Origin of the sequence: Bordetella hinzii LMG 13501 (assembly GCF_001548475.1) — a bacterium.
In the GTDB taxonomy this organism is placed as follows: Bacteria; Pseudomonadota; Gammaproteobacteria; order Burkholderiales; family Burkholderiaceae_B; genus Bordetella; species Bordetella hinzii.
This window is the reverse complement of record NZ_LRUJ01000065.1, coordinates 1-11,355: the sequence shown is the minus strand read 5'-3', so window position 1 is coordinate 11,355 and position 11,355 is coordinate 1. Positions and strand designations below refer to the sequence as shown.

Genomic DNA, 11,355 nt, shown 5'->3' with positions numbered 1-11,355 from the left:
GCCCGGCGGCGGTCGGCCGCCTGGGCGCCGGCCTGACGGCGCTGTCCTTCGCCGCCATGCTCGCCCTGCCCTGGCTGCCGGGCACCGCCGGCCTGTGGCTCATCGCCCTGGCCACCCTGGGTTTCGACCTCGGCATACAAATGGCGCTGATCGCCCACCAGAGCATGGTCTACAGCATCGAGCCGGCCGCCCGCAGCCGCCTGAACGCCGTGCTGATGGTGAGCGTCTTCATCGGCATGGCGGCCGGCGGCGCGCTGGGCAGCATCATGCTGGCCCGCTGGGGCTGGACGGGCGTGACCCTGCTGGCCACCGCCGCCGCCCTGGGCGCGCTGGCCTTGCGCCTGGCCGCGCCCGCCCGCGCCTACGCGGCCTGAATCCCGCCGCCCAGGGCGCGGCCCAGCCAGGCCAGGAAGATCTCGCCCTGGGCCGGCAGCGGCCGGCCCGACGCGGGCAAGGCGCACAGGCCGCCGTCGAAGGTGACGGCGCCGAAAGGCGCCACCAGGCTGCCGTCCTGCAGCTCCCGCGCGATCAGGCGCTGCTCGACCAGGGCCACGCCCAGGCCGGACAGCGCGGCCTCGATACACAGATGGGTGTGCGGAAAAGCCAGGCGCTCGCCCTGGGCGACATCCTTGCCGCCGCCCGCCCGCCAGCGGTCCCAGGCGCTGGAGGTGTACTCATGCTCGATGCGGGCGCGCCGCGCGGCCGGGCGGCGCGCGCAGGCCCGGCTGCACACGGCCGCGAACCTCACCGGCGCCAGCACCAGGGCGCGCCGCCGGTCGGCCTCCGCATAGGCCGACAGATCCCAGGCCAGCAGCAGATCGGCGCCTTCGTTGCGGATCTCGCGCGCCGAGGTCATGGACAAGCGGATGCGGATGTCGGGATGCCCACGGTAGAAGTCCGCCAGCTGCGGCACCAGCCAGCGCATCGCGAAGGTGGCGCTGCAGGCCACGTGCAGGCCCGGCCCGCGGGAATGCCGGCCCAGCCGCTCATAGGCCTGCTCCAGCTGCTCGAAGGCGCCGCGCACGGCGACATAGAACTCGCCGCCGGCCTGCGTGAGCTTCAGGCCCGTGCCGCTCTTGTCGAACAGCGCCACCCCCGCCTGCTCCTGCAGCAGGTGCAGGTAGCGGCTGACCGCGCCGTGGCTGCGGCACAGTTCTTCGGCGGCCCGGGTCACCGAGCCGCTGCGGGCAATGGCCTCGAAGGCGCGCAGCGCGGCCAGGGAAGGCAGGGAACGCATGACATGACTCCGTCAAAAAAACTGACACACGGCGAGAAAACTGCATTTATCGCGGCGGCCGGTTTCCCTAGCATGACAGTGAGAACAATCTCCTGGCGCCATCCCAAGCGCGAGGATCCATCCAATTATCTGACATATAGGAGTCAAGCGATGCAGATCGTCGACATCCGGGCCCATGAAGCCCTGGACAGCCGGGGCAACCCCACCGTGGAGGTCGAGGTCCGCCTGGAGGGCGGCGCGTCCGGGCGCGCCCTGGTGCCCTCGGGCGCCTCGACCGGCCGGCATGAAGCCCTCGAACGCCGCGACGGCGATGCGGCGCGCTATCTGGGCCGGGGCGTGCTGGGCGCGGTGCGCGCTGTCAACACGCTGTTGCGCGAAGCGCTGCTGGGCCTGCCGGCCTGGCGGCAGGCCGAGATCGACGAGCGCATGATCGAGCTGGACGGCAGCCCCGATAAAAGCCGCCTGGGCGCCAACGCCCTGCTGGGGGTGTCGCTGGCCGTGGCCCGCGCGGCCGCGGCCGGCCAATCGCTGCCGCTGTGGCGCCATGTCGGCGGCATCCAGGCCCAGGTGCTGCCCGTGCCCATGATCAACATCATCAATGGGGGCGCTCATGCCGACAATCCGCTGGACTTCCAGGAATTCATGATCCTGCCGGTGGGCGCGGACAGTTTCGCCGAAGCCTTGCGCATGGGCACCGAGGTCTTCCACACCTTGCGCGATGCCCTCAAGCGCGCCGGGCACTCGGTCAACGTCGGCGACGAGGGCGGCTTCGCCCCCGCACTGCGCGCCGCGCCCGAGGCGCTGGATTTCATCATGGCCGCCATCGAACGGGCCGGTCTGCGCGCCGGCCAGGACATGGCGCTGGCCCTGGATCCGGCGGCCAGCGAGCTCTACCACGATGGCCGCTACCGCTATGCCGGCGAAGGCGTCGCGCGCAGCGCCGAAGACCAGGCCAGCTATCTGCGCGCCCTCACCCGCAGCTACCCCATCCTGTCCATCGAGGACGGCATGGCCGAGGACGACATCGAAGGCTGGCGCCTGCTGGGCCAGGTGATGGACCGGCGCTGCCTGCTGGTGGGCGACGATGTCTTCTGTACCCATCCGCGGCGCCTGGCCGACGGCATCGCGCAGGACGTGGGCAATGCCATCCTGGTGAAGATGAACCAGATCGGAACGCTGAGCGAAACCTGGCGCGTGCTGCGCATGGCGCAGCGCGCGGGCTACGCCGTCGTGATGTCGCACCGCTCGGGCGAGACCGAAGACGACAGCATCGCCGACCTGGCCGTGGCCGCCAATTGCGGGCTGATCAAGGCCGGCTCGCTCTCGCGCGCCGACCGCACCGCCAAGTACAACCGGCTGCTGCGCATCGAGCGCGAACTGGGCGCGGCGGCCGTTTACGCCGGCCGCCGCATGCTGCCGGCCTGAGCGCTAGGCCAGCAGCGCCCGCCAGCCTGGCAGGGCGCCCTTGTCGTCGAGTTCGCCCAGCCAGCCCCGGCCGCGCTGGGCGAAAGCCTGCTGCACATCGGCAATGGCGTGGGCCAGGCTGGCGTCCAGGCCCAGCTCATCCAGCATGGCCGCGGCCTCGCGCATTTCCTCCGAACGCCGCTGTCCGTGCTCGGCGACACGGCCGATCAGGTACGCTTCATAGCCTTTGTCCCAGCCCACGCCGGGGAAGGTGGCCGCCAGCGACGCCAGCACGCGGCCGTCGACGCCGAAATGCAGCGCCGCCTGCATGGACTGCAGGCACAAGGCCTCGTGACCCTTGATCATGATGCTGCGGCACAGCTTGATGGCCGAGGCCAGGCCAACCTCGTCGGCCACGGCCTGGGTGCGCATCCCCAGGGCATTGAGCGCCTCGGAAAGCTCGCGCGCGCGGCGCCCGCCCAGCAGCATGGGCACCTGCACGCCCTGCGGCGGCACCGGCGCCATGACGGCCGACTCCACGTAGTCGCCTCCCGCCGCCTGGACGCGGGCGCAGTTCTCCTGCTTGACGCGCGGCGAGACCGAGTTCAGGTCGATGAAGACCTGGCCGGCCCGCATATGGGCGGCGGCATCGCGCGCCACGGCGCCAGCCTGGCTGGCCGTGACGGCGGAGAAAATCCAATCCGCCTGGCGCAGGCTGTCCGGCAGGCTGTCGGCCACGCGCGCGCCGGCGCGCGCGGCCTTGTCCCGGATCGCGCCGGCGGTGGCCGGGTCCTGCGATTTGAGATCATGGACGGCGACCGCGCAGCCGCGCTCGGCCAGAGCCTGGGCAAAAATGGGGCCCACTTCGCCGAAACCGATGATGGCGATGCAAGGGTTGGGGGGTGACATAGACATCTCCGATAAAAAACAGGGCCCGCCGCTCAGGGCGTCTTGACGGCCGGCACGGGGTCGGCGCGGCGGGCGCAGGCATTGAATTTCTGGCGGTCGAACAATCCTTCCCACTTCGCCAGCACCATGACCGCGACGCTATTGCCTATCACATTCGTGGTAGAGGTCGCGATGGCCAGGACGCGGTCGATGCCGAACAGCAGCCCCACGCCCGACAGGGGCAGGGCCCGGGTGGATTGCAGGGTGGCGGTCAGCTTGACCAGCGCGCCGCCGGCGGCGCCCGCGCCGCCCTTGGACGTCACCAGCATCACCGCCAGCAGGGCCAGCGCCTGGGACAGCGGCAAAGGCGTATCGGTGGCCTGCGCGATGAAGCCGATGCCGCAGGCCATGTACAGGCAGGCGCCGTCGATGTTGAAGCTGTAGCCGGCGGGCAGCACGAATCCAACCACGGCCTCATCGCAGCCGGCCTGCCCGAGCTTGCTCACCAGCCGGGGGAAGGCCGCTTCGCTGGCGGCCGTGCCCATGGCGAGCACGGCCTCATCGCGGATCACGTACAGAATCCTGAAAATGGACAGGCCGACGCTGGCGGCCACCAGGCCCAGCACCACGAAGACGAAGAACAGTGCCGCGGCGTAATAGGTCAAGATGTAGCGCAGCAGATAGACCAGGGTGGTGCCGCCATAGCTGCCCACGGCGGCGGCCATCGCGCCGAAGGCGCCCACGGGCGACAGGCGCATGATGAAGCCCAGCATCTTGAACACCAGGGCCTGCACTTCGTCCAGCAGCTTGAACACCGCCCAATCGGGCTTGGCCGTGGCGCTCAGCGCCGCCGCCGCCAGCAGCGACACGAACAGCACCGGCAGGATATCGCCGGTGACAAACGCCGAGACCAGGGTGCGCGGGATGATGGACAGCAGGAAATGCGTGAGCGAGAAATCCGCCGTGCCGGCCTGTATCACCTTGTCGACCGCATGGCCGGACTCGGCCAGCGCCGAGGCGTGCAGGCCGTCGCCGGGCCGCAGCCAGCTCACCATGCCGTAGCCCACCACCATCGCCAAGGTGCTGACCACCTCGAAATAGAGCAGCGTCTTCAGGCCCAGCCGGCCCAGTTTGCGAAAGTCCTTGATGTGGCCGATACCGTGCACCACGGTGCAGAAGATGATCGGCCCCAGCATCATCTTGAGCAGGGCGATAAAGCCCTCCCCCAGGGGTTTCATCGCCTTGGCGTGCTGCGGGTCGAGCAAACCGAAGACGATGGCCAGCGCGATCGCCGCCAACACCTGCACATACAGCTTCTTGAATGCTTTCAAGCGAAACTCCAGGGGCGGCCGCCGGCCGCCCATTGCCTGTCGGTGAGCTATTCCGGCTTGATGCCGGCCCGTTGCGCCGCCGCCTGGGAGCGGCCGTATTCATCGCGCAGAAAGGCCGCGAACCCGGCCGAGGACTCCTGCTCGGCGGTGGCCGGCTCCACGCCGAAGTCCTTGAGCTTGGCGGCGATGGACGGATCATGGGCCCCTTGGACCAGGGCTTTCTGCAGCCGGGCCAGCACCTCGGCCGGCGTGGCGGCCGGCGCGAGCAGCCCGACATAGCTGGCCGCCTCCAGCTGCGGGTAGCCCGCGTCGGCCAGGGTGGGCAGCTCCGGCGCCAGGGCCAGGCGATGATCGGCCGCGATGGCGATGATGCGCGCCTTGCCGGCGCGGTGCAGCGGCAGCGCGGTCGAGAACTCGGTGACCGTGGCTTCGATATTGCCGCCAAGCAAGTCCGGAATCAGGGCGCCGCCGCCCCGGTAGGGCACGTTGATCAGCTTGGCGCCGGTGGCCGCGTTGATGCGCAGCAGCGTCAGGTGGGTGGCGCTGCCCACGCCCGATGTCCCGGCGTTGATGCCTTGCTTGCGCGACAGGGCCACCAGTTCGGCCAGGTCGCGCGCCGGCACCTGGGGATTGACCACCAGCACATGAGGCACATAGCCGACCATGCCGACCGCCGCGAAGTCCTTCAGCGGGTCATAGGGCATTTGCGCCTGGATGAAGGGATTGACCGTCAGGGGACCGTTGGACCCCACCAGCAGGGTATAGCCGTCGGCCGGCGCACGCGCCACCATGTCGGCGCCGATGCTGCCGCCGGCGCCGGGCTTGTTCTCGACCACGGCCGGCACGCCCAGCTGGGGACCGATGGCCGCGCCGATGATGCGGCCCACCGCATCGATATTGCCGCCGGCCGCGAACGGCACGATCAGGCGCAACGGCCGCTCCGGATAGGCAGCCGCCGCCAGGCGCGTCAGGGCCAGCGAGCCCAGCGCCGCGGTCCACAGGAATTCGCGTCGTTTCATCGTCTCCTCCTTGTTTTATGGGGCGCCGCTTCAGTCCAAGTAGCGCAGGCCGGCCTTGGCCAAGGGTTCGCGCATGGCGTAGATGTCCAGCCCGAGCTCGCCCGCGGCCAGACGCTCGCGCTTGTGCGCCTCGTTGGCCAGCCTTTCGTCGGCCCGGTCGGCCACTTGGGCGGCCCTGGCCGCCGGCACCACGACCACGCCATCGGCATCGGCCAGCACCACGTCGCCGGGGCGCACCAGGGCGCCGGCGCAGACCACCGGGACATTGACCGAGCCCAGCGTGGCCTTGACCGTGCCCTTGGCGCAGATGGCCTTGCTGAACACCGGGAAATCCATCTCGCGCAGCTCGGCCACGTCGCGCGCCCCGCCGTCGATCACCAGGCCCACCGCGCCGCGCGAGCGGAAACTGGTGGCCAGCAATTCGCCGAAGAAGCCGTCGCGGCTGTCGCTGGTGCACGCCGCCACGACCACGTCGCCGGGCCGCAGCTGCTCCGCCGCCACGTGCAGCATCCAGTTGTCGCCCGGCTGCAGCAGCACGGTCACCGCTGTGCCGCACAGCCGCGCGCCCGCATACACGGGGCGGATACCCGCGTCCAGCAGCCCCACCCGGCCCATGGCCTCGTGCACCGTGGCCACGCCATGCGCCGACAGCCGCCGCACCACGGCGGGATCGGGCCGTTCGATGTGGCGCTTGACCACGCCCAGGGTATTGAACAGTTCGTCCATCACAGTCCTTTGCGCGCCAGCGCCGCATCCAGGCGCGGATACACGCGCCGCGCATTGCCTTCATAGATCATGTGCCGCTCCTGCGGGCTCAGGTCCGCCGCTTCGATATAGCGGCGCGTATCGTCGTAGTGAAAGCCCGTCCGCGGATCGATGCCCCGCACCGCGCCTATCATCTCGCTGGCGAACAGCACGTTCTTGACCGGGATGACGCGGGCCAGCAGATCGATGCCCGGCTGGTGGTAGACGCAGGTATCGAAGTACACGTTGTCCAGCAGCCAATCTTCCAACGGCGGCTTTTTCATTTCCTGCGCCAGCCCGCGGAAACGGCCCCAGTGATAGGGCACGGCGCCGCCGCCATGCGGAATGACGAACTTGAGGTCCGGAAACACCTTGAACAGGTCCGAGGTCAGGCATTGCATGAAGGCCGTGGTGTCGGCGTTCAGGTAGTGCGCGCCCGTGGTGTGAAAGCAGGCATTGCAGCTCGTGCTCACATGGATCATGGCCGGGATGCCGTAGTCCACCATGCGTTCGTAGAGCGGATACCAGTACGGGTCGGACAGCGGCGGCGAGGTCCAATGCCCGCCGGAGGGATCGGGGTTGAGGTTCAGGGCCACGAAGCCATAGTCCTCGACGCAGCGCCTGAGCTCGTCCAAGCTGGTCTCGATGGGCGCGCCGGGCGATTGCGGCAGCATGGCCGCGCCCACGAACTGACCGGGAAACAGCGTGGCCACCCGATGGCAGAGTTCATTGCACAGCGCAGCCCAGGCCTGGCTGGTCGACAGCTCGCCGATGTGGTGCGCCATGAAGCTGGCGCGCGGCGAAAAAATCGTCAGGTCGCAGGCGCGCTCGCGCATGAGGCGCAATTGATTGGCCTCGATGGACTCCCGTATCTCGTCGTCGCTGATGCGCAGGTCGCTGGCGCGCGGCGCGCACGCGGGGTCTTTCAGGCCGGCGATCTGGCGGCGTCGCCACGCTTCCAGCGCCGACGGGGCCGTCGTGTAATGGCCATGGCAATCGATGATCAAGCGGATTCTCCGAAAACAGCGCGCGGCGCATAGGCCGTGCCGCGCATCAACAAACGGGCGGTGCGCAGCAGCGCGGCACGCGCCACCTGGCCCGCGGCGTCGAGTTCCAGCTCCACGCTGAATTCGCCCGAGGGATGTTCGACGGACAGCCGCTGTCGCGTGCCGCCCGGCAGGCGCGCCAGGCCCTCGGCCACCGTCGCCGGCAGCACGCAGGCCGTGGCCACCGTCACGGCCGCCAGCACGCCGATGGCGTCATGGCAGACATGCGGGATGAAGCAGCGCGTCGCGATGCTGCCGCCGTGGGCGGGCGGGGCCAGCAGACACATCTTGGGATAAGGCTTGTCGCGCACATCACCCAGGCCCATCGCCTCGCCCGCGGCCAGGCGCAGGGCTTCCAGCCGCGCCTTCAAGGCCTCGTCGGCGTTCAGCGCGGCCACGCTCTCGTCGCCGCGCCGCTGCAGGTCGGCGGCGCGCATCAGCACCATGGGCATGCCGTTGTCGATGCAAGTGACTTCGATGGGCGGCAGCCCCGGCGCCCGCAGCCAGTCACGCGCGCTGCCCGTGGGCAGCAGCCCGGCGCAGACCGAACCGGCCGTGTCAAGAAAACTGATCGCGATGGGCGCGGCCGTGCCCGGCACGCCGTCGATGCGCGCCGTGCCGTCGTAGCGCAGCCGCCCGTCCGGGGTCTGGACCTCGATGTCGCACAACATGCCGGTGTTCAGCGTCAGCACGCGATAGCGGCTGGTGTCGCCGCGCGGCGACACCATGGCCGTCTCCAGGGCGAACGGCACCACCGCGGCCAACATATTGCCGCAGTTGGGGGTGGTGTCGACACGGGCCTGGTCCAGCGCCACCTGGGCGAACAGAAACTCCAGGTCCACGCCGGGCTCGCGGCCCGGGCCGACGATGCCCACCTTGCTCGTCAGGGGGTGGGCCCCGCCCAGGCCGTCGATCTGGCGCGCATCGGGCGAGCCCATGATGGCCAGCAGCAGGGCATCCCGGCTGGCGCGGTCGGCCGGCAGGTCGGCGGCCTTGAAAAAGGGGCCGCGCGAAGTGCCGCCGCGCATGAGCAGACAGTCCACCGCCTGCTGCGTTTGATTTTTTCCAGAGGTCTCCATAGCCCGCCATTCCGTCATGCATTTTTTTCGGAAGTATGGAGCTTCCCGTGGGCAACGGGGTTGCCTTGTGCCTGGATGACCGTTCTAATATTTTTATGACCCTTGAATTCTCCCCGCCATGGACTCCCGCCCTCCCCTGAGCCTGCATCATCTCCATGTCTTCAATGCCGTCGTGGCCGCCGGCGGCGTGCGGCGCGGCGCCGAATCGTTGTTCCGCGCGTCCTCGGCGGTGACCCGGGCCGTCAGCCGGCTGGAGTCCGCGCTGGGCGTGTCCCTGTTCGAACGCAAGGGCACCGGCATGTTGCTGACCGCCGCCGGCGACACCGTGCGCGTGCGCACCGAACGCATCCAGGCCGAGCTCGAGGCCGTCATGGAGGAGGCGCGCGCGCGCGGCGGCCGGGCAGGCGCCAGCGGCGCGCTCTATCACACGGGGCGGCTGGCCAGCGTCACGCTGCTGGCCGATGTGCACCACATGTCGACGGTGGCCCATCTGCAAGGCCTCACCCAGCCGGCCATCAGCGCGGCGGTCTCTCGGCTGGAGCAATGCCTGGGGCAAGCCGTGTTCCAGCGCACGCCGCGCGGCATGATCCCCACCCCGGCCGGAGAACGCTGGGTCATGCGCTTCAAGCGCGTGCTGGCCGAGCTGCGCAATATCGAGGCCGATGTCGCGGCACTGAACGGCGCCATCGAAGGCACGGTGACCGTGGGCGCCCTGCCCCTGATACGCACCCTGGTGCTGCCGCGCGCCATCGCCGAAGTGCTGGCCCGCCATCCCGGCCTGCGCGTGCGCACGCTGGAAAGCCCTTACGGCGATCTGTGCGCCGGGCTGCTCAGCGCGGAGGTCGATTTCATTCTCGGCGCGCTGCGTCCACTGCATGACAAATCGCTCAGCACGCGCGTGCTGCTGCATGAAGACATTGTGCTGCTGGCGCGCGCCGGCCATCCCCTGGCACGGCGGCGCAACATCGGTTTCGATGACCTGCGCGCCTATCCCTGGGTGCTGTCGCGCGCCTCGTCGCCGCTGCGCTACCAATTGAATGATTTCTTCCGCGCCAAGGGCCAGCCCCTGCTGGAGCCCTCGGTCGAGACGGCCGACCTGGCCACCTTGCGCGGCCTGCTGCTGCATTCCGACATGCTGACCGCGCTGTCGCGCCACCAGCTGCACTATGAAGTGGCCAGCGGCGGCCTGGTGGCGCTGGATTTCCCCCTTGAAGGCATGCAGCGCGAGATCGGCGTGACGGTGCGCGCCGGCGCGCGGCTCTCGCCTGGCGCCCATGCCCTGCTGCAGGAGGTGGAGGCCCAGGCGCGCCAGGTCACGCCGGCATAAACCGATTCGATCGCCCGCCCCCTCCGAACGCAACCCCGAAGCCGGCGCCGGCCCGCATACTGCGCCCACAGACCGAAAGGAGACCGGCCATGAAGAGCGTTCCCCCACCGCATCCGTCGCCGCGCGCGCCGGCCTATGCGCTGCCGCCGGGCAGTTGCGATTCCCATGTCCATGTCTATGGCCCGGCGGCACGCTTTCCGTATGCGCCCGAGCGGCGCTACGATCCGCCCGATGCGCCCATCGAGACCCTGCAGCGGCTGCACCGCCATCTGGGCGTCGAGCGCGCGGTGCTGGTGCAGGCCACCGTCCATGGCACGGATAACCGCGCCATGCTGGACGCCATCGCGCGCGATCCGCAGCGCTATCGCGGCGTGGCGCTGGTCGGCGACGACACCGGCCTGCCCGAGCTGCAGTCCCTGCATGAGCAGGGCGTGCGCGGCCTGCGCTATAACTTCATGCCTCACCTGGGGCCGCCGGCCGACCTGGATGCCGTCATGCGCATGGCGCGGCGCATCGCCGGGCTGGGCTGGCATATCCAGCTGCATGCCCGCGCCGAAGACCTGGCCGGCATGTCGGCCTTCCTGCGCGCGCTGCCCTTGCCCTATGTGATCGACCACATGGGACGGGTCATGGTGCAAGACGGGCCGTCCGCCCTGGAGACGCTGCTGCGCGTGCTCGAACACCCGCGGGCCTGGATCAAGCTGAGCGGGCCCGAGCGGCTGTCTGCCTCGCTCGGCCCGGCCTACGCCGATGTCATCCCCATCGCCCGCCGCATCCTCCAGGCCGCGGAAGGACGCGCCGTATGGGGGCTGGACTGGCCCCATCCCAATGTGCGCGAAATCCCCGACGATGGCGATCTCATCGACATCCTGCCCGCCTACGGCGATGCCCTGGCCTTGCGGAAGTTGCTGGTGGACAACCCCCGGCAGCTCTATTTCTACACCTGAACGGGCCTCAGTCCACCCGGATATTGACGCTCTGGACCACCCCGGCCCATTTGGCGAGCTCGGCCTGGATGAAGCTGGCGAGCTCGGCCGGGGTGCTGGTGACCGGCGTGGCGCCTTCGCGCTGGAAATGCTCCTTGAGCTTGTCCGAGGCCATGGCCTGCTTGAGCGCGGCATTGAGCGTGGCGATGGCCTCGGGCGGCGTGCCCTTGGGCGCCAGCAAGGCGTTCCAGGTATTGATTTCATAGCCCTTGAAACCCGGGGCTTCGGCCACCGTCGGCACATCGGGCAATTGCGGCGAGCGCTCGCGGGTGGTGACGGCCAGGGCGCGCAGCG

At 69.7% G+C, this 11,355-nt stretch carries 11 protein-coding genes and 1 pseudogene; 4 read left to right on the top strand and 8 right to left on the bottom strand.

Features of this window, described 5'->3' with window-relative positions; genetic code table 11:
- Positions 1-374 (top strand): annotated as a pseudogene (locus AXA74_RS24425) (MFS transporter); the annotation flags it as partial.
- On the opposite strand, the gene AXA74_RS23105 reads toward AXA74_RS24425, so the two are convergent.
- Positions 362-1,237, bottom strand: a complete 876-nt coding sequence (locus tag AXA74_RS23105; protein WP_032955430.1) for a LysR substrate-binding domain-containing protein — start codon at positions 1,235-1,237, stop codon at positions 362-364. The pseudogene AXA74_RS24425 and the gene AXA74_RS23105 overlap by 13 nt on opposite strands.
- 150 nt (positions 1,238-1,387) lie before the next feature.
- On the opposite strand from AXA74_RS23105, the gene eno reads away from it, so the two are divergent.
- On the top strand, positions 1,388-2,662 hold the full coding sequence (eno, locus tag AXA74_RS23100) for a phosphopyruvate hydratase (RefSeq protein WP_032979447.1): 1,275 nt from the start codon (positions 1,388-1,390) through the stop codon (positions 2,660-2,662).
- A 3-nt stretch (positions 2,663-2,665) separates the two neighbouring features.
- On the opposite strand, the gene AXA74_RS23095 is transcribed toward eno, so the two are convergent.
- From AXA74_RS23095 to AXA74_RS23070, 6 genes are read right to left on the bottom strand one after another with little or no spacing between them, the layout of a single operon-like run.
- Positions 2,666-3,550: a DUF1932 domain-containing protein gene (locus AXA74_RS23095; protein WP_029581321.1), complete on the bottom strand. Its 885-nt coding sequence runs from the start codon at positions 3,548-3,550 to the stop codon at positions 2,666-2,668.
- Positions 3,551-3,582: 32 nt separating this feature from the next.
- Positions 3,583-4,860: a cation:dicarboxylate symporter family transporter gene (locus AXA74_RS23090; protein ID WP_029581322.1), complete on the bottom strand. Its 1,278-nt coding sequence runs from the start codon at positions 4,858-4,860 to the stop codon at positions 3,583-3,585.
- Between the two features lie 47 nt (positions 4,861-4,907).
- Positions 4,908-5,879, bottom strand: coding sequence for a Bug family tripartite tricarboxylate transporter substrate binding protein (locus AXA74_RS23085; protein ID WP_029581323.1), 972 nt, complete (start codon positions 5,877-5,879; stop codon positions 4,908-4,910).
- A 30-nt stretch (positions 5,880-5,909) separates the two neighbouring features.
- Entirely contained in the window at positions 5,910-6,605 is a 696-nt protein-coding gene (locus AXA74_RS23080) for a 4-carboxy-4-hydroxy-2-oxoadipate aldolase/oxaloacetate decarboxylase (RefSeq protein WP_032979446.1), read from the bottom strand.
- Positions 6,605-7,630 carry an amidohydrolase family protein gene (locus tag AXA74_RS23075; RefSeq protein ID WP_032955424.1) on the bottom strand — a complete coding sequence of 342 codons (1,026 nt, stop codon included), beginning with the start codon at positions 7,628-7,630 and terminating at the stop codon, positions 6,605-6,607. Before AXA74_RS23075 ends, AXA74_RS23080 begins: the two co-directional genes overlap by 1 nt.
- Complete coding sequence (locus tag AXA74_RS23070) at positions 7,627-8,748, bottom strand: 4-oxalomesaconate tautomerase (RefSeq protein ID WP_032955423.1); 1,122 nt, start codon at positions 8,746-8,748, stop codon at positions 7,627-7,629. The genes AXA74_RS23075 and AXA74_RS23070 overlap by 4 nt, the downstream gene beginning before the upstream one ends.
- 118 nt (positions 8,749-8,866) lie before the next feature.
- Between AXA74_RS23070 and AXA74_RS23065 the strand changes: the two genes are divergently transcribed.
- Entirely contained in the window at positions 8,867-10,075 is a 1,209-nt protein-coding gene (locus tag AXA74_RS23065; RefSeq protein ID WP_029581327.1) for a LysR family transcriptional regulator, read from the top strand.
- A gap of 89 nt (positions 10,076-10,164) precedes the next feature.
- The gene (locus AXA74_RS23060; protein ID WP_029581328.1) at positions 10,165-11,022 is read left to right on the top strand and encodes an amidohydrolase family protein; all 858 of its coding nucleotides are present in this window, start codon (positions 10,165-10,167) and stop codon (positions 11,020-11,022) included.
- 7 nt (positions 11,023-11,029) lie between these two features.
- Here the strand turns inward: AXA74_RS23060 and AXA74_RS23055 are convergent.
- A partial coding sequence (locus tag AXA74_RS23055) for a Bug family tripartite tricarboxylate transporter substrate binding protein (protein ID WP_248845121.1) occupies positions 11,030-11,355 on the bottom strand: 326 nt, incomplete at its 5' end.